The following is an 18,396-nucleotide window of genomic DNA, read 5'->3' as shown; positions in this document are numbered from 1 at the left end:
GGGCTCCGGCGCCGCCCCCGGCCGGTCCGCCCGGGGAGGACGCCACCGGCCGGCATCGAGAGGTACGGGCCCCGTCGACCGGCCCGGGGTGGAGCCCCGGCCGCACGACGTGGCACACGGGCGCCGGCCGAACCCCTCCGGCGCGGCGACACCCGCCGACCTGGCCCGCAGGCCGGGGCGGACCCCGGCCCCGCCCCGGGGCACAGCCGCGTGTGACCGGCGCGGGACACGGCCGCGCTCGACCGGCCGGGTGAGCAGCCGGGGCAGGCCCGGCGTCCGTCCGGCAGAAGGGCACAGCCGTGGCGGCCCTCGGGACCGTCCACCCACGCGCCCCCACACCATCCGTCCGGCCGCACAACCATCGCCGTTCGCCGCCGGTCATCACAGCCGCGACACACACTGACCGCACGACCACGTCGGCGAGCGAACCGGTACCGCCGTTGCGGCGCCGGTGTCGGTCCCGACGCCGGTCACGGCGCCGAGGAGGGCCCCCACCATGGCTCTGCTGAACCCGTTCCTCCGTACCGCACGGCCGCGGCGGAGGCCGTCGCCGCTGCCGTTCGGGCTGCCCGGCGACGGGGACGTACTGCTCGACGCCCCGGACGAGCGGCTCGGCCCGGTGCTGGTGGCCGCCGCGCGCGGCGAGTACCGGCCGGCCGCCGCCCTGCTCGCCGCCACCCGGGAGGGCGCCGAGTGGGACCGCCGCGACCGGTACGCGACCCGGCTCGCGCGCTTCGCGCGGTTCCGCCCCGAATGGCTCCAGCTCTGGTCGGCCGCCGCCCCGCGCGACGCCGGCGCGCTGCTGGTGCGCGCCCGGCTGGCCGTGGACCGCTGCTGGGAGTCGCCGGCCCCCGCCGAGCTGCTGCACCTGGCGCACCCGCCGGTCCTGGCGGCCCTCGAGCACGGCGGGCCCGACCCGGTCCCCTGGCGGGTCGCCCTGGACCGCGTGCGCGGCACCGCCGCCCCGTACGCCGAGTTCGCGCGACTGTGGCGGGAGGCGGTGCGCCGCGACCCGCATCACTACGGCTGCCACGTCGCCGCCCTCGCTCACCTCGCCGCGGCCTCACCCGGCGCCCACCGCGAGTGCCTGGACTTCGCCGAGACGGCGGCGCAGGACGCGCCGCTCGACGCTCTGGTGCAGGCCCTGCCGCTGCGGGCGGCGTTCACCTGCCTGAGTGAAGGCGATCCGGCAGAGGGCGACCCGGCCGGGGCGGTCCGGGTCCGGCTGCACGCGGCGGCCGACCGGGCCGTCGCCCTGTCCTCGCTGTCCGGGCCGCCCGACCCCTGGACCGCGCGCCTGCGCAACATGCTGGCGTACGTCCTGGTGCGCCTCGAGCGGCCCCGGGACGCCCTGGAGGAGTTCCGGCGGACCGGCCCGTACGCCACGTCCTTCCCCTGGGACGGGGACACCGAGGACCCGCTCGGCCGTTTCCTCACAGTGCGGGGCGACGTACGCACCGCGGTGGCCCAAGCCGGGCCGGCCACCGGCATCGGACGCCCGGCCGGTGGGCGATGCGGACGGCTCCGCCGTATGGAGCACTAGGCTTCTGGGTCGTGACCACCGTCCGGCTCCCCCTCTTCCCCCTGAACGCGGTGCTGTTCCCGGGGCTGGTGCTTCCTCTCACCGTCTTCGAGGAGCGCTACCGCGCCATGATGCGCGACTTGCTGAAGATCTCCGAGGACGAACCGCGCCGGTTCGCCGTCGTGGCGATCCGCGACGGCCACGAGGTGGCGTCCGCCCTGCCCGGTCTGCCCGACCCGACGGCCGCGCCGGAGAGCGGGCCGGCCGCCGGTTTCGGGCCGGATCCGGCCAAGGCGTTCCACACGATGGCCTGCGTCGCGGACGCGGCGACGATCCGGGAGCGCGCCGACGGCACCTTCGAGGTGCTGGCGACCGGCACGACCCGGATGCGGCTGCTGTCGGTGGACGCCTCGGGCCCGTTCCTGACGGCCGGGCTCGCGCCCGTGGAGGAGGGGCCGGGCGACGGGGCGGGGGCGCTGGCCGAGGGCGTGCTGCGGGCCTTCCGCCAGTACCAGAAGCGGCTGGCGGGGGCGCGGGAGCGGTCGCTGGCGACCGGGGCCGAACTGCCGGACGATCCGTCCGTGGTGTCGTACCTGGTGGCCGCCGCGATGATGCTGGACATCCCGACGAAGCAGCGCCTGCTGCAGGCGCCGGACACCGCGTCCAGGCTGCGCGACGAGCTGAGACTGCTGCGCTCGGAGACGGCGATCATCCGTAGGCTTCCGTCGTTGCCGGCGGCGGACCTGACCCGCGGCCCCACGTGCCTCAACTGAGGCGGGCACCCCCCGGAAACAAGCAGGACCCGTAGCACCCAGCAGCACCATCAGGAATGGGCCGGGATGGCGAAGAAGTCGAAGAAGCAGCAGGACAAGGGACCGGGCGGCACCCCGGCGACGGTGGCGCTCACGGCGGCCGGGGTGACGTACACGGTGCACGCCTACGACCATGATCCCGCCCATCCGTCGTACGGCGAGGAGGCCGCCGAGGCGATGGGGGTCTCTCCGGACCGGGTCTTCAAGACGCTCGTCGCGGACGTGGACGGGATTCCGACGGTCGCGGTCGTGCCGGTGGCCGGTCAGCTGGACCTCAAGGCGCTCGCCGCGGCGGTCGGCGGCAAGCGCGCCGCGATGGCCGACCCGGCGCTCGCGGAACGCACCACGGGCTACGTCCGCGGCGGCATCTCGCCGCTCGGCCAGCGCAAGCGGCTGCGCACCGTGCTGGACGCGTCGGCGTCGGCGCACGCCACGATCTGTGTCTCGGCGGGCCGCCGCGGCCTGGAGGTCGAACTCGCCCCGGACGACCTGGCGAAGCTGACGGACGCGGTCCTGGCCCCGGTCGGCCGGGCCTGAGCCGTCTCGCGGGGCCGGGGCCGGCCACCCGGGCCCGGCCCCCGCGACGCCTCAACCCTTCGGCGGCGGCGTCCCCTGGTGCCCCTGCGCGCCCTGCTGATTCTGCGGCTCCGCGTACGGCTCAGGGTCCCGGGGGCCGAACATCGTCATCAGGCCGAGGTGGACGACGAGCGTGGCGAAGGGCCACGCCAGCAGCGCGCCCTTCGCGCCGAGCCGGAGCGGCGCCGAGAAGGTGACGCCCTCGCCGATCCTCCTGGCGTGTGCGACCACGTCCTGTTCGGGACCGAGCCACACCCCGAGCCGCCACGCGAGCAGCGAGCCGAGCAGTCCGCCGACGGCGAGCGCGACGACCAGGGGCACTCCCCCGCGCCGCCGCGCCAGGAAGGCGAGGCCCGCGCTGACGGTGCCGAAAGCCAGCGCGAGCAGCGTGAACGTTCCGTCCACGCCCACCGCCTGCTCGCCCTCGGTGTCCTTGAGGTAGACCACCCATCCGGTGCTCGAGGTGTCGCCGACCAGGGGCACGTGCGGCGCGAGCCACCACCACAGCAGGCCGAGCAGCGCTCCGCCGAGTGCGACCGCCACCGTGATCACGGCGGCCTCCCGCAGTTCCGTCTTCATACCGGGGCCGTCCTGTCCGTACCAGCCGAGCCCGCCTCCCCCAGGCGCGTCCGCCGCGTACCCGGCGGGCGGCTGCCCCATCCGGTGCGCGGACTGTTCGTGCGGTGGTGGGGGTGGCGTATGAGGTGCGGTCACCCTGACATCGTGCCAGGCCCGGCCGCGCGACGCGTCACCGGACGGCGGCCCGGCGGTAGGCCCAGGTCGCCACGGCGAGCGAGACGACGCCGACGAGGCCGCACACGGCGAGGTCACCGAGGACGACCATCCAGTCCGGGTGGGGCCCGAAGGTCCGCGCGAAGGCCTCCACGCCGTACGTCGACGGCAGCAGGCCGCGCGCCAGGCGCACCACCTCGGGCATCCGGCCGGCGGGCAGCACGCCGAGCAGCAGCGCCGCCGACATGCCGAGCTGGCCGAGCAGCGTGGCCAGTTCCGGCCGCGGCGCGAGCAGCCCCAGGGCCGCCCCGAGCCCGGCGAGCGCGGCGCCCGCGAGCGGGATCACCGCGGCCAGCACCCACAGGTGCGTCATCGGCAGCCCGAACAGCACACAGCCGCAGACGGCGGTCACGACCGTACCGGGCACCGTGAAGGACGCGTACGCCCCGGCAGCGCCGAGCACCACAGCGGCGGGCGGCACCGGCAGTGTCGCGTAGTGGTCGAGACCGCCGCCGGCCCGCAGCCGGCCGAAGTACTGGGCGAGCAGGTTCAGCGCGACGAACGCGACGACGAGTACGGCGGAACCGGCGACGACGGCCCGCGCCTCCTCGCCGCCGTCCACGACGCCCCGCATGAGGATCATGATGCCGATGGACTGGAAGGTCGCCACGAACAGCAGCGGGATCCGCGCGACCCGCGCCCGGGACAGCTGCGCCCGGTACACGGCCGCCAGCGCCGGCCACAGGCTCGCCCGCGGCCCGAGTTCGGCGGCGCGCGTCGCGCTTGCCCCGGCGGCCGGGGCACCGTCCGGCAGGACATCGGCGGGTACGGCACTCACGTCGCGCTGCTCCCCTTCACCAGGTTCGACTCCGGCTCCCGCCCCGCCGTCCTGCGATACGGACGCGGGGGCCGCCGCGCTCAGGACCCGTGGGTTCACGCCTTCACCAGACCCTGCCGCGCGGCGCCGCCCAGTGCCAGGTACACGTCCTCCAGGCTGGGCGTGGCCAGCGTGAAGTCGTCCAGGGCGGCGAAGGCGGCGCCGCCCGTGACGGTGGCGACGACGGCGCGGGCCTCCTCGGGCGCGAGCCGCAGCGTCCAGCGCCGGCCCGACCGCACGGCGTGGTCCCGCAGCGCGGCCACCTCGGGCACGTGCAGCGGGGCGTCCTCGCGCCACACCAGGTCGACGCGGACCTCGCCCGCGACCTGCTTCTTCAGCCCGGCCGGGGTGTCGCAGGCGATGACGCGTCCCCGGTCGAGGACGGCGACCCGGTCGAGGACGGTCTCGGCCTCGATGACGTTGTGCGTGACGAGCAGGACGGTCGTGCCGCGCTCGGCGCGGCGCCGGTCGACTGCGGCCCACACGGCGCGCCGCGCCACCGGGTCCATGCCGGTGGTCGGCTCGTCGAGGACGAGCAGCGGGCGCTCCCCCACCAGCACGGCGGCGAAGCAGGCGAGGCGGCGCTGCCCGCCGGACAGTTTCTTCAGCGGGCGGGTGGCGAGGGCGGTGAGGCCCAGTTCCTCCAGGACGCCGTCCCGCTCGGCGCGTGCGCCGCGTACGTCCAGGCCGCGCAGCCGTCCGGTCGTCTCGACGGCCAGCGACACGGTCAGTTCGTCGAGGGCGGTGGACTCCTGACCGAGGTAGGCGAGGATCCGCGAGGCCCGTTCCGGGCGCCGCACGATGTCGTGGCCGAGGATCTCGACACCGCCGGTGTCGGGCCGCATCAGCCCGGTCAGCTGCCGTACGACGGTGGACTTGCCGGCGCCGTTCGGGCCGAGCAGTCCGAAGATCTCGCCGCCCCGGATGTCGAGCGTGACGTCGTCGGTGGCCCTGACCTCGGGCGTGCCCGGTACGCCGCGCCTGCCCCGTACCGCCGGATAGGTCTTCGTCAGCCCGCGTACCGCACACACGACGTCACCATCGTGCCGAAGTGCCTGTGCCGCGCGCGTACTCACAAGGGACGAGACTACGGGGTCCACGGGCCCGGCTCGCCCCCGGGGCCCTGTGGCGACAGGCGCCCGAACCCGCCTCCGGGGCCCTGTCGAGCAGACGTCCCGATCGCTCCCGGGGCCTCGTGGCGACAGGCGCCTCAGTCGTTCCGGGGCCCGGCGGCGGGGGCTCAGTCGGCGGCCGGGGCGTGTTCGACGCCCGTGCGCAGGCCGATCTCGCGCCAGAATCCGGCCCGGATGGCATACCGGTCGTGCTCGTCGATCTGGTCGTCCTTGTGGGCGAGCAGTCCGAACCGGGCCGCGTACCTCAGCAGTTCCCCGTCGACGCGGTGCGGGATGCGCGGGTACATGCCGGACAGCCGCTGGAGATGGCTGGGGTCGCCGAGCCGCTCCACCCAGCGCCGGGCGAAGACCTGTCCGACCTCGAACGGGTCGCCGCCGACGGTCGTGATGTCCTCCTCCCGGTCGGCCCACCGCTGCTCGGCCGTGGTCAGCTGGGCGAGCGTCGGCATCGACGCGGCCTCCGGCGGCTCGACGGGCGGCCGGTCCACCCAGCCCTTGTCGGAGGACCAGCGCAGCGTGGCGTTCGGGGGGTGCGGGGCGGGGTGCTGGCCGTGGACGCGCAGGGCGGCGAGATCCTTGGGCGTGGGCACGCCGGCCTTCGCCGCGGGCGTCCGGACGGGGGTGCCGTTCGACGCGGCGGCCGGCGGACGCCCGGTTTCGCCGGCCGGGCGCTCGGGTGCGGCGAGGGCGGACTCGGGCAGCGGCGCGGACAGGATCGCGGCGATCTCCGGCCGGGGCACCGGGGACGGCGCGCACACTCCGGTGAGTTCCTTCGCGCGGACCGCCCGGGTGATCCACGTACGGTCCAGGACGCGGCGTTCGTCGGCCTCGGCGACCAGGTCCTCGGACTGGTTGTAGTCGCCGTCGGCGGCCTGCACGGCCCACAGGTGGACGGCGACGCCGTGTTCCTTGGCGGCCATCATGCCGGGCAGCAGGTCGCCGTCGCCGGTGACGAGAACGATGTCGGAGCAGGCGCGGTTGCGGGCCAGCTCGGTCAGCTCGGCGTGCATCGCGGCGTCCACGCCCTTTTGCGCCCAGCGGCCGTCACTCCGGGTGAGCGCCCCCAGCCGGACGGTGACCCGGGGCATCACGCGCAGCCTGCGGTGCTCGGGCTGCGGGACGCGGTCGGGGGCGCCGTCGAACCAGTAGATGCGCAGCAGGGGCTGCGCGGTCTCGGTCTCGGCCCGTTCTCGCAGGCCCTGGATGAGGGCGGCGTGGTCGACGGTGATGCGGGAGCGCGACGGTTCCCCGGCGAGGAGACTGGCGGCCGCTCCCAGCAGATACCCGGCGTCCACCAGGACGATGCAGCGGTCCACGCGGTCCACCCTCTTTCCGGGAGGTTTGCTTCGGGCTTGCTTCGAGTCTGCCCGACCGCACGGGGGTTAACGGCCCGAACTCGATCTTCGGCGTGGCGTTTCCGCACCGCCTCGCCCGACGAAGCCTGTCACAGACGGTAATTAACCGAAATGCGTTCTTTGTCAGCCTATGTGAATCTGATCCCGACCCCGGCCCCTGAGCCCTGTCGTCGCGATCAGCCCGGCGGACGGGGCCCTGATCCCCCCAACAGGAGGCACTTCACCATGGCCAAGAACAAGAACCGTGATCGTAAACAGCCGCAGTCCGAGCGCAGTCAGGAGGCGGCACATCGGTCGTCGATGGAGACGCAGGCGCACGAGCGTGCCACGCAGGTGACGCCCGGTGATGTCGCCCGCAAGGGCCGGCAGAAGCGCTTCGGCCACAACTGATCACCGGTACACGGGCCGTTGCGGTCCCGGCACCCGGCACCCGGCGAGGGGCGCACCCGGGGGTGCGCCCCTCCGCCGTTCGCGCGGAACAGCCCGCCGGGCCGCTTCGGTGATGCCCGCCGGGCCGGTCAGCCCGCCAGGCAGGACGGCCCGAGCAGCACCTTCAGGTCTCCGAAGAGCGCCGGGTCGGGCTTGACGCGGTGCCGGTCCAGGCGCAGCAGGGTGGTCCTGGTAGGGCCCTGGAGCTTGATCCGGACCTCGCTGTCGCCCTTGTGGTGGCTGAGGATCTCGCCGAGGCGGCTGACCATGGGCGGGGTGACGCGAGTGGCGGGGATGGTGAGGATCACGGGTGCGTTGGTGCCCGCGTTGGACAGGTCGGGCACCTGCAGTTCCATCGCGACGAGCCGCGGCACGTCCTCGCGCTTGTCGAGCCGTCCCTTGACGAAGACGACGGCGTCCTCGACGAGTTGGGTGGACACCAGCTGGTACGTCGCCGGGAAGAACATGCACTCGATGGAGCCGGCGAGGTCCTCGACCGTGGCGATGGCCCAGGCGTTGCCCTGCTTGGTCATCTTGCGCTGCAGGCCCGAGATGATGCCGCCGATGGTGACGACCGCGCCGTCCCCGAAGTCGCCGCCGGTGAGCTGGGAGATTCCCGCGTCGGCCTTGTCGGACAGCACGTGCTCCAGGCCGAACAGCGGGTGGTCCGAGACGTAGAGGCCGAGCATCTCCCGTTCCTGGGCGAGCAGGTACGTCTTGTCCCACTCGTCGGTGGAGAACTCCACGTCCATGCCGAAGCCCGGCTCGCTGGTGTCCTCCTCGCCCATGCCGCCGAAGAGGTCGAACTGGCCCTCGGCCTCCTTGCGCTTGACCGCGACCACATTGTCGATCATCGGCTCGTACTGCGCGGTCAGGCCCTTGCGGGTGTGGCCCATCGAGTCGAAGGCGCCGGCCTTGATCAGCGACTCCGTCGTCCGCTTGTTGCAGACGACGGCCTCCACCTTGTCGAGGTAGTCCGGGAACGACGCGTACTTCCCCTTGGCCTTGCGGCACTTGATGATCGACTCGACGACGTTGGTGCCGACGTTGCGCACGGCGGACAGGCCGAAGAGGATCACGTCGTCGCCCTGTGCCGCGAAGTTGGACATCGACTCGTTGACGTTCGGCGGGAGGACCTTGATGCCCATGCGGCGGCACTCGTTGAGGTAGACGGCCGACTTGTCCTTGTCGTCCTTCACCGAGGTGAGCAGCGCGGCCATGTACTCGGCGGGGTGGTTCGCCTTGAGGTAGGCGGTCCAGTACGACACCAGGCCGTACGCGGCGGAGTGGGCCTTGTTGAACGCGTAGCCGGCGAAGGGCACCAGCACGTCCCACAGCGCCTGGATCGCCTCGTCGCTGTAGCCCTTCTTGCGGGCGCCCGCCTGGAAGAGGACGAAGTTCTTCGCCAGCTCCTCGGGCTTCTTCTTGCCCATCACGCGACGGAGGATGTCGGCCTCGCCGAGCGAGTAGCCCGCGATGATCTGGGCGGCCTTCTGCACCTGCTCCTGGTAGACGATCAGGCCGTAGGTGACGGCCAGGACCTCTTCGAGCGGCTCCTCCAGCTCCGGGTGGATCGGCGTGATCTCCTGCTGGCCGTTCTTGCGCAGTGCGTAGTTCGTGTGGGAGTTCATGCCCATCGGGCCCGGCCGGTACAGGGCCGACACGGCGGAGATGTCCTCGAAGTTGTCCGGCTTCATCAGCCGCAGCAGCGAGCGCATGGGGCCGCCGTCGAACTGGAAGACGCCGAGGGTGTCGCCGCGCTGGAGCAGGTCGAACGTCGTGGGGTCGTCGAGCGGGAGGCTCAGGAGATCGATGTCGATCCCCTTGTTGGACTTCACCATCTTGACGGCGTCGTCCATGATCGTCAGGTTGCGCAGACCCAGGAAGTCCATCTTCAGCAGGCCGAGCGACTCGCAGCTCGGGTAGTCCCACTGTGTGATGGTCACGCCGTCGGTGTGCCTGACCCACACGGGCACGTGGTCGGTGATGGTCTCACTGGACATGATCACGCCGGCGGCGTGCACGCCCATCTGCCGCACCAGGCCTTCGACGCCCTTGGCCGTGTCGATGACCTTCTTCACGTCCGGCTCGTTCTCGTACATCGCGCGGATCTCGCCCGCCTCGCTGTAGCGGGGGTGCGAGGGGTCGGTGATGCCGTCGAGGTTGATGCCCTTGCCGAGGACGTCGGCGGGCATCGCCTTGGTGAGCCGGTCGCCCATCGCGTACGGGTAGCCCAGCACGCGCGCGGAGTCCTTGATCGCGTTCTTGGCCTTGATGGTGCCGTACGTGCCGATCATGGCGACCTTGTCGGCGCCGTACTTCTCCGTCACGTACCGGATCACCTCGACGCGCCTGCGCTCGTCGAAGTCGATGTCGACGTCGGGCATGGAGACGCGCTCGGGGTTGAGGAACCGCTCGAAGATCAGGCCGTGCGGGATCGGGTCGAGGTCGGTGATGCCCATGGCGTAGGCGACGATCGAGCCGGCCGCCGAGCCGCGGCCGGGGCCGACCGCGATGCCCTGCTTCTTGGCCCACATGATGAAGTCGGCGACCACGAGGAAGTAGCCGGGGAAGCCCATCGAGATGATGACGTCCATCTCGTACTCGGCCTGCTTCTGGCGGTCCTGAGGGACGCCGCCGGGGAAGCGGCGCTCCATGCCGCGGCGGACCTCCTCCTGGAACCAGGTGACCTCGGTGTACCCCTCGGGGATGTCGAACCTGGGCATGAGGTCGCGCTTCTGGAACATGTCCGTGGTGTCGACCATCTCGGCGATCAGGAGGGTGTTGGCGCAGCCCTCCTGCCAGGCGTCCGAGGAGTCGATGGCGTACATCTCGTCGGTGGACTTCAGGTAGTAGCCCGTGCCGTCGAACTTGAAGCGGTCGGGGTCGGAGAGGTTCTTGCCGGTCTGGATGCACAGCAGGGCGTCGTGGGCCGTGGCCTCGTGCGCGTACGTGTAGTGCGAGTCGTTGGTGACCAGCGGGGGGATGCCGAGCTTCCTGCCGATCTCCAGCAGGCCGTCACGGACCCGGCGCTCGATCTCGATGCCGTGGTCCATCAGCTCCAGGAAGTACTTGTCCTTGCCGAAGATGTCCTGGTACTCGGCCGCCGCCTTCAGGGCCTCGTCGAAGTGGCCGAGGCGCAGCCGGGTCTGGACCTCGCCGGAGGGGCAGCCGGTGGAGGCGACGATGCCCTCCGACCACTTTGAGATGGTGTCCTTGTCCATCCGGGGCCACTTCGTCAGCCAGCCCTCGGCGTAGGCGTCGGAGGACAGGCGGAAGAGGTTGTGCAGGCCGGTCTTGTTCACCGCCCACATGGTCTTGTGGGTGTAGCCGCCCGAACCGGAGACGTCGTCCCTCTTCTGGTGCGGCTGGCCCCACTGGATCTTGCGCTTGTTGCGCCGCGAGTCGGGGGCGACGTACGCCTCGATCCCGATGATCGGGGTGATTCCGGCCTTCTGCGCGGAATGGAAGAAGTCGTACGCACCGTGGAGGTTGCCGTGGTCGGACATGGCGATGTGCGACATGCCCATCTCGTTGCACGCGTTGAACATGTCCTTGAGCCGCGCGGCACCGTCCAGCAGCGAGTACTGGGTGTGGACGTGCAGGTGCGTGAACGGCGGCTTCGACACGGCTGCGGCCTCCAGGGAAAACGTCGGGGGGACGGGCGAGGGGGGTCCGGCAGGCTGCGGGCAGCCCGGGGGACAGCGTCGAAGTCTATGCCTCGGCACTGACACTCGCGGGCAGCACCGCGTACCTTCGTGCGGGGGCGCGGCCACGCCTCGCACCTCCGTGCGAGGGGCGCGGTCGCGGGCCCCGTACCCTCGCGCGAGGGCCGCGGGCCCACGGCTCGGACCTTCCTGCGGAGGCCGGGCACTCCGCCGTACCCTCGCCCGTTGGAGAGGGCGACGGCGTCCGTCCCGGCCCGTCAGCCGTGTCATGCACCACCCCGCACCAGGAGGCACCAGCGATGTCGGTTCCGCAGCTCGGCGACGAGAGCCGCGGCGAGGAGATACTCGCCGTGTTCGACACCGCGTTCGGCGAGCTCCTGGCCGCCGATCCGGCGGCGTTCCATGTGAAGTTCCGGAAGATGGCGGCCTCGGCGTTCGCCTTCTACCGGGGGACGGCGTGCCTGTTCTACCGCGATCTCGAGGAGGAGCGGCGGGGCGGGCCGTTCCTGGACGAGCGCACCGCGCGCGTGTGGATCCACGGCGACCTGCACGCGGAGAACTTCGGCACGTACATGGACGCCACGGGCCGCCTGATCTTCAACGTCAACGACTTCGACGAGGCGTACGTCGGCCCCTTCACCTGGGACCTGAAGCGCTTCGTCGCCTCGGTGGCCCTGATCGGGTACGCGAAGGCGCTGAGCGACGAGCAGATCACCGCGCTGGTGCTGACGTACGCGGGCGCCTACCGCGAGCGGATCCGTGCCCTGGCGACCGGCGCCAAGAGCGAGGAGGTCCCCCCGTTCACGCTGGACACCGCGCAGGGCCCACTGCTGGACGTGCTGCGTGACGCCCGCGCGCTGACCCGGTTCGGGCTGCTGGAGTCGATGACGGAGATACGCGACTTCGAGCGCCGTTTCACGGCGGGCGGCGGCTCCGTCGAGCTGGACGCGGCCACGCGCTACAAGGTGCTCGCCGCCTTCGACGGCTACCTGGAGACACTCCCGGAGTCGTCGCTGACCCGCCCGGACTCCTACCGCGTGAAGGACGTCGTCGGCCGCCGCGGCATCGGCATCGGCTCGGCGGGCCTGCCGTCGTACAACATCCTCCTGGAGGGCAACAGCGACGCCCTGGAGAACGACGTGGTGATCTACATCAAGCAGGCCCAGACCCCGGCCGTCTCCCGGCACCTCGCGGACCGGGCGATCCGCGACTACTTCGAGCACGAGGGACACCGCACGGTGATCTCGCAGCGCGCCCTCCAGGCACACGCCGACCCGTGGCTCGGCTGGACGGAGCTGGACGGGGCGGGCCAGCTGGTCGCCGAGGTGTCGCCGTACGCGGTGGACCTGGACTGGGGCGACATGGACGACCCGGAGGAGATCGCGCAGGTCGTCGCCGACCTCGGCCGGGCCACCGCGACGATGCACGCCGCGGCGGACGACCAGTCCGGCGAGTCGCTGGTGCCGTTCTCCACGGAGCGCGCCATCGACGCGGCGCTCGCGGCGGACGAGGACGGCTTCGCCCCGCTGCTCGTCGACTTCGCGCACACCTACGGCGCACGCGCCCGTGCCGACCACCAGATCTTCGTGGACCTCTTCCGCAACGGCCGGATCCCGGGTCTGTGACCATCCCCTCGCCCACAGGCTCCCTTTAGGGGCCCCTTACCGGAGCACTGACACACTCTTCCTTTGCTATGGACATGTCCAGGACCCCGATCAGAGCCCTGCGCGCGGCGCTGTTCACGGCACTCGTCGTGACCCTCAGCACCGCGTCGCACGTGCTGCTGTCGCGGGCCCCGCTGCCGCTGAACACGGTGGCCGCCCTCGCGGCCGCCGTCTTCGCCGTGGCATACACCCTCGCGGGCCGGGAGCGCTCCTTCGGCCGGATCGCCGCGCTGCTGATCCCGCTGGAACTGGCCGCGGACACCGTCCTCACCACCGGCCAGCACCTCTGCTACGGCGCCGCGGGCGGCCCGGTCACGGGCCCGCTGCACTCCGTCGGCTTCGACGTGCTGTGCGGCGACGGCACCCCGGTCGGCACGCCGCTGGCCCGGGTCGCCGGCGCCGACCCCGACCGGCTCGCGACGCTGGTCGCGGGCACCGGTCCCGCCACCGCCTGGCTGCTGCTCGGGGCGCACCTCGCCGTCGGCCTGCTGGCCGCGGCCTGGCTGCGCCGCGGCGAGCGGGCCCTGACCCAACTGCTGCGGGCCGTGGGCGCGGCCTCGTTCCGGCCGCTGCTGATCGCCGTGGCCACCGCCTTCGCACGGTCCGGCCCGGCGCCCCGCCCCGCCCCGCGCCCGGCGCACCGTACGGCGCCCGCCCGCGGCCTGCTCCTCGCACGCTCCCTGGGACGGCGCGGACCTCCGTGCCCGGCCGCCGCCCTCGCCTGAGGCACGCGTAGCCTCCGCGTCGGCACCCCCTGAGCACCAGCACTCCCCACCCATACGTATCCCGCACACGACGTGTGCGCGTCCCCCATGGAGAAAACCCCCATGAGCAAGCGGAACAGCCAGACGGCGAAGACGGCGGCCCGGGAGCGGCTGCGCATCGAGCGCGAGCGCGAGGCGAAGCGGGCGAAGTCCAAGCGGCAGGTCGTCGTCGCCCTGTCCATAGTCGGCGTCCTCGCGATAGCCGGCGGCATCGGCTATGCGGCGGTCCAGGCGGGCAAGCCGGAGTACTGGGAGGCCGCCAAGGACGACAAGCTCGTGAAGCCGGCCAACACCACCGGCAAGGACGGCACGACCGTCGTCATGGGCAAGAGCGGCGCCAAGAAGACCCTCGTGATGTACGAGGACTCGCGCTGCCCGGTCTGCGCGTCCTTCGAGCAGGTCGTCGGCGACGCGGTCCACAAGGGCTACGAGGACGGCACGTACAAGCTGCAGTACGTCGGCGCCACGTTCATCGACACCACCGTCCCGGGCGAGGGTTCGAGGAACGCCCTCAGCGCGCTGGGCGCCGCCCTGGACGTCGGCCCGGACGCCTTCCTCGACTACAAGAAGGCGCTCTACTCGATGAAGTTCCACCCCGAGGAGAGCGACGACAAGTTCAAGGACGACGACTACCTCATCAAGGTGGCGGACAGCGTCGACGGGCTGAAGGGCAACAAGGCGTTCCAGAAGGCCGTCAAGGACGGCACCTACGACAAGTGGGCGCTGACCATGAGCGAGAAGTTCGACAAAGACGGCGACACGTACGGCTTCCAGGGCACGCCGACCCTGCTCATGGACGGCAAGAAGATCACCGGCGCGGACGGCAAGAACGCGCCGATGACCGCGCAGGAGTTCAACACGGCGATCGAGAAGGCGCTGAAGGGCTAGGACGCGGCCGGGCAGGCCGGCGGCCGGCCCACGGCGGGGCAGACCGGGGCCGCGCCGGCCCACGGTCGGCACCGTCCAGGTCCTGCCCGGCCCACGGCCGAAAGCCGCTGACGCCGTGGCGAAGAGCGGGCGAACTTTCGCGAGTTCGCCCGCTCTTGTTCCTACCAGTCAGTAATCTGATCGGCTGTGACCAGTCGATACAGCACATCCGAGACCCCGGACAATCCGGAGAACACAGACACCACGGGATCCCCCGACCCCCGTGCCCCGCGCCGCCGTACGGTCGTCAAGACCGCGGCGGCGACGGCTGTCCTGGCCGGCCCGCTCGCCGCCGTGCTCCCCGCCCGCGCCGCCACGGACACTCCCGCCTTCCTGCACGGCGTGGCCTCCGGCGACCCGCTGCCCGACGGCGTCCTGCTCTGGACACGCGTGACGCCCACACCCGAGGCGATACCCGGCTCCGGCACGGGCCCCGACACCGAGGTGAGCTGGACCGTCGCCCGGGACCGGGCGCTGACGGACGTCGTCGCCCAGGGCTCGCTGACCGCCACCGCCGCGTCCGACCACACCGTGAAGGCGGACATCCGCGGCCTGAAACCCGCCACCGACTACTGGTTCCGCTTCTCCGCGGGCGGCACCGACTCCCCCGTGGCGCGCACCCGCACCGCGCCCGCCGCCGACGCCGCGGTCACCAACCTCCGCTTCGGGGTGGTCTCCTGCGCCAACTGGGAGGCCGGCCACTTCTCCGCGTACCGCCATCTCGCGGCCCGCGGCGACCTGGACGCCTGGCTGCACCTGGGCGACTACATCTACGAGTACGGGACCGGCGAGTACGGCACGCGCGACACGGTCGTCCGGCCGCACGAGCCCGCGCACGAGATCGTCACGCTCGCCGACTACCGCACCCGGCACGCCCGGTACAAGACCGACCCGGACCTCCAGGCGCTGCACACGGTGGCACCCGTGGTGGCGATCTGGGACGACCACGAGTTCGCCAACGACACCTGGTCGGGCGGCGCCGCGAACCACACCGAGGGCACGGAGGGCTCCTGGTCCGCCCGGCAGTCCGCCGCCAAGCAGGCCTACTTCGAGTGGATGCCGGTGCGCCCGGCGGTCGAGGGCACCACCTACCGCCGGCTGCGCTTCGGCAAGCTCGCCGACCTGTCGCTGCTCGACCTGCGGTCCTTCCGCTCGCAGAAGGTCTCCGTCGGCAACGGTGACGTCGACGACCCGGAACGCACCCTCACCGGCCGCGCCCAGCTCGACTGGCTGAAGTCCGGCCTGTCGGCGTCGGACACCACCTGGCGGCTGGTCGGCAACTCCGTGATGATCGCGCCGTTCGCGATCGGCTCGCTCTCCGCCGAACTGCTGAAGCCGCTCGCCGAGTTGCTGGGGCTGCCGCAGGAGGGCCTCGCGGTCAACACCGACCAGTGGGACGGCTACACGGACGACCGCCGCGAGATCCTGGCCCATCTGCGCTCCCACGCGATCCGCAACACCGTGTTCCTGACCGGCGACATCCACATGGCATGGGCCAACGACGTGCCGGTGAACGCCGGGACGTACCCGTTGTCGGCCTCCGCGGCCACGGAGTTCGTGGTCACCTCGGTCACCTCCGACAACCTCGACGACATCGTGAAGGTCCCCGAGGGCACGGTCTCGGCGGTCGCCGCCCCGCTGATCCGCGCCGCGAACCGGCACGTCCACTGGGTCGACACCGACCGGCACGGCTACGGCGTCCTCGACCTCACGGCCGAGCGGGCGCAGATGGACTTCTACGTGCTGTCCGGCCGTACGCATCCGGATGCGTCCTCGTCCTGGGCCCGGTCGTACCGCACGCGCAGCGGCACCCAGCAGATCGAGCGCACCTACGACCCCGTGTAAGCCGCACCGGAGTCCGCCCCGCAGGGGCTGTTTTCAGCCAAACCTTGACCGGGATACGAGGCATCGACGAAAGATCACATCGTCGTGGCGGGGGGTGTGGGCCGTGAGCCCAATCCGGACACACCACCCGCCCTGCCGCCTCACCCGACACATCCGGCGCTCAAACGTCGGATGACGGCACGTTTCTGCAGGACATGCTTTCCCAATTGCCCCCATTTGCCGGGTATTTGATTGGGCTTGATCGCTGCTCTACGCGCGTGGTCATGTCCACGTAATCTCCGGGCGGCGGCCAGGAAGACCCCTGTGCGCCATGTCCCCACCACATCCGCTAGGAGCTCGCATGCGTGCGCTTGCCCGGATATCGCCCCTCTCGCGCAGACGCCTTCTCGGAACGGCCGTCGTGGCCGGAACCCTGATGCTCGCCCCCCTCTCCGCCCCCACCGGCATCGCCGCGGCGGCCCCCACCAAGGCCACCGACTGCGCCGAGGACACCAACGCCGCGGCCCGTGAGGCGCGTCCCGGCCACGGCGAGCACGTCGCCGAACCGAACGAGGTCACCGAGGCCCGCGCCCAGGCCATGAACAAGGACCTGCGCGCCAAGCTCGACGGGCTGCGCGACAGCGGCCGTCTCTCGGCCGCCGCCTCCACCAGCATCCCGGTCTACTTCCACGTCATCCACGACGGTACGACCGGCAAGCTCAGCTCGTCGGTCATCTCCGCCCAGATGAACGTCCTGAACGCGGCGTACGCGGGCCAGGGCTCCGGCAACAACGACTCGGGCTTCCAGTTCACGCTGGCCGGCACCGACTACACGGACAACGCCTCCTGGTACAACGTCGGCTCCGGCTCGTCGCAGGAGAGGGCGATGAAGTCCGCCCTGCGCAAGGGCGGCGCGAACGCACTGAACTTCTACACCGCCAACATCGGCGACGGCCTGCTCGGCTGGGCCACCTTCCCCAGCTCCTACCAGTCCAACCCGTCGATGGACGGTGTCGTCGTCCTGGACGCCTCACTGCCCGGCGGCTCGGCCGCCAACTACGACGAGGGTGACACCGGCACCCACGAGGTCGGCCACTGGATGGGCCTCTACCACACCTTCCAGGGCGGCTGCAACGGCAACGGCGACTACGTCTCCGACACGCCGGCCGAGGCGAGCCCCGCGTTCGAGTGCCCGACGGGCCGTGACACCTGCACCGGCAAGCCGGGCGCCGACCCGATCCACAACTTCATGGACTACACGTACGACGCGTGCATGTACCAGTTCACCGCGGGTCAGGTGACCCGCATGCAGCAGAGCTGGGCCGCCTACCGGGCCTGATCTTCCAGCCTCTCCTGCAGCGAGCCGAGGAAGCCGAGTGCCACCCGCCAGGTGGCCTCGGCGGCCTCGGCGTCGTGGTCGGGCAGGCCGGGGTCGGTGTAGAGGTGACCGGCCCCCGCGTATCTGTACACCTCCACCTCGGCGCCTGTCCTGCCCATCTGCAGGTACCAGGCGCTGAGCCAGTCGTCCGTCTCGAACGCGTCCGGCTCGGCCACGTGCAGCTGGACCGGCAGCCCGTCCGCCGAGGCGTTCGCCGCGATGTCCGACGTGCCGTGCAGGAGCAGCAGCCCGCGTGCCTTGCCGTCGCCGAGGGCCAGGGTCTGCGCGACGGACGCGCCCAGCGAGAACCCGGCGTACACCACACCCCGCTCCGAGTAGGGCGCGGCGGCCAGCACGGCACGCTTCAGCAGCTCCTCCTTGCCGATCTCGTCCTGGTGCGCCATGCCCTCCTCGAGGGTGTCGAACGTACGTCCCTCGAAGAGGTCGGGCGTCCACACCTCGTGTCCGGCGGTGCGCAACCGGTCGGCGGCCTGCCGGACGGCGGGCCTGAGGCCATAGGTCGAGTGGAAGAGCACGATGTTCATGAGGTCATGGTGCCAGCCGGGTCCGACAACGCCGGCGGCACGACCGCCGGGCATCGAGCGGGCGGGCCGTCGAGGGGGGCAGGGCCGCTGGGCGGCGGGCCGGGCGGGGCGCCGCAACCGGCGGGTGAGCAGGCCGAAGGCCGGTGGGTGAGCAGGCCGGCGGGTGAGCAGGCCGGTGGGTGAGCAGGCC

Annotated in this window: 15 protein-coding genes; 9 read left to right on the top strand and 6 right to left on the bottom strand. The window is 72.0% G+C overall.

What is annotated here, in order from left to right:
• Nucleotides 1–496: 496 nt before the first annotated feature.
• The 3 genes from ABZ354_RS05080 (at nucleotide 497) to ybaK (ending at nucleotide 2,871) form a co-directional block, all read left to right on the top strand.
• Nucleotides 497–1,543 (top strand): hypothetical protein, encoded by a 1,047-nt coding sequence (locus tag ABZ354_RS05080; protein WP_358653036.1) that lies wholly within the window; start codon nucleotides 497–499, stop codon nucleotides 1,541–1,543.
• An 11-nt stretch (nucleotides 1,544–1,554) separates the two neighbouring features.
• Nucleotides 1,555–2,295: an LON peptidase substrate-binding domain-containing protein gene (locus ABZ354_RS05075; protein WP_358653035.1), complete on the top strand. Its 741-nt coding sequence runs from the start codon at nucleotides 1,555–1,557 to the stop codon at nucleotides 2,293–2,295.
• A 66-nt stretch (nucleotides 2,296–2,361) separates the two neighbouring features.
• Nucleotides 2,362–2,871 carry a Cys-tRNA(Pro) deacylase gene (gene ybaK / locus ABZ354_RS05070; RefSeq protein ID WP_358653033.1) on the top strand — a complete coding sequence of 170 codons (510 nt, stop codon included), beginning with the start codon at nucleotides 2,362–2,364 and terminating at the stop codon, nucleotides 2,869–2,871.
• 51 nt (nucleotides 2,872–2,922) lie between these two features.
• On the opposite strand, the gene ABZ354_RS05065 is transcribed toward ybaK, so the two are convergent.
• The 4 genes from ABZ354_RS05065 to ABZ354_RS05050 form a co-directional block, all read right to left on the bottom strand.
• Nucleotides 2,923–3,624, bottom strand: coding sequence for an AAA family ATPase (locus ABZ354_RS05065; RefSeq protein ID WP_358653031.1), 702 nt, complete (start codon nucleotides 3,622–3,624; stop codon nucleotides 2,923–2,925).
• Nucleotides 3,625–3,658: 34 nt separating this feature from the next.
• On the bottom strand, nucleotides 3,659–4,480 hold the full coding sequence (locus ABZ354_RS05060) for an ABC transporter permease (RefSeq protein WP_358653029.1): 822 nt from the start codon (nucleotides 4,478–4,480) through the stop codon (nucleotides 3,659–3,661).
• Between the two features lie 95 nt (nucleotides 4,481–4,575).
• On the bottom strand, nucleotides 4,576–5,550 hold the full coding sequence (locus ABZ354_RS05055) for an ABC transporter ATP-binding protein (RefSeq protein ID WP_358653027.1): 975 nt from the start codon (nucleotides 5,548–5,550) through the stop codon (nucleotides 4,576–4,578).
• Nucleotides 5,551–5,759: 209 nt separating this feature from the next.
• Entirely contained in the window at nucleotides 5,760–6,968 is a 1,209-nt protein-coding gene (locus ABZ354_RS05050; RefSeq protein WP_358653025.1) for an NYN domain-containing protein, read from the bottom strand.
• A gap of 264 nt (nucleotides 6,969–7,232) precedes the next feature.
• Between ABZ354_RS05050 and ABZ354_RS05045 the strand changes: the two genes are divergently transcribed.
• Nucleotides 7,233–7,397, top strand: coding sequence for a hypothetical protein (locus ABZ354_RS05045; RefSeq protein ID WP_358653023.1), 165 nt, complete (start codon nucleotides 7,233–7,235; stop codon nucleotides 7,395–7,397).
• Nucleotides 7,398–7,525: 128 nt separating this feature from the next.
• Here the strand turns inward: ABZ354_RS05045 and dnaE are convergent, their stop codons facing one another.
• Complete coding sequence (gene dnaE / locus ABZ354_RS05040) at nucleotides 7,526–11,065, bottom strand: DNA polymerase III subunit alpha (RefSeq protein WP_358653021.1); 3,540 nt, start codon at nucleotides 11,063–11,065, stop codon at nucleotides 7,526–7,528.
• A gap of 338 nt (nucleotides 11,066–11,403) precedes the next feature.
• Between dnaE and ABZ354_RS05035 the strand changes: the two genes are divergently transcribed.
• From ABZ354_RS05035 to ABZ354_RS05015, 5 genes are all read left to right on the top strand, one after another.
• Nucleotides 11,404–12,729, top strand: coding sequence for a DUF2252 domain-containing protein (locus tag ABZ354_RS05035; protein ID WP_358653019.1), 1,326 nt, complete (start codon nucleotides 11,404–11,406; stop codon nucleotides 12,727–12,729).
• Between the two features lie 68 nt (nucleotides 12,730–12,797).
• Entirely contained in the window at nucleotides 12,798–13,493 is a 696-nt protein-coding gene (locus ABZ354_RS05030) for a hypothetical protein (RefSeq protein WP_358653017.1), read from the top strand.
• Between the two features lie 102 nt (nucleotides 13,494–13,595).
• Nucleotides 13,596–14,420 (top strand): thioredoxin domain-containing protein, encoded by an 825-nt coding sequence (locus ABZ354_RS05025; protein ID WP_358653015.1) that lies wholly within the window; start codon nucleotides 13,596–13,598, stop codon nucleotides 14,418–14,420.
• Between the two features lie 312 nt (nucleotides 14,421–14,732).
• Complete coding sequence (locus ABZ354_RS05020) at nucleotides 14,733–16,304, top strand: alkaline phosphatase D family protein (protein WP_358653172.1); 1,572 nt, start codon at nucleotides 14,733–14,735, stop codon at nucleotides 16,302–16,304.
• A 340-nt stretch (nucleotides 16,305–16,644) separates the two neighbouring features.
• The gene (locus tag ABZ354_RS05015) at nucleotides 16,645–17,622 is read left to right on the top strand and encodes a M43 family zinc metalloprotease (protein WP_358653014.1); all 978 of its coding nucleotides are present in this window, start codon (nucleotides 16,645–16,647) and stop codon (nucleotides 17,620–17,622) included.
• Here ABZ354_RS05015 and ABZ354_RS05010 read toward each other — a convergent pair.
• Entirely contained in the window at nucleotides 17,610–18,206 is a 597-nt protein-coding gene (locus ABZ354_RS05010; protein WP_358653012.1) for a dienelactone hydrolase family protein, read from the bottom strand. The genes ABZ354_RS05015 and ABZ354_RS05010 overlap by 13 nt on opposite strands.
• Nucleotides 18,207–18,396 lie beyond the last annotated feature (190 nt).

This window comes from Streptomyces sp. NPDC005925 (assembly GCF_040638805.1).
Lineage (GTDB): Bacteria > Actinomycetota > Actinomycetes > Streptomycetales > Streptomycetaceae > Streptomyces.
Note: the sequence above shows the minus strand (reverse complement) of the source record. Positions and strands in the feature narration are given on the sequence as shown.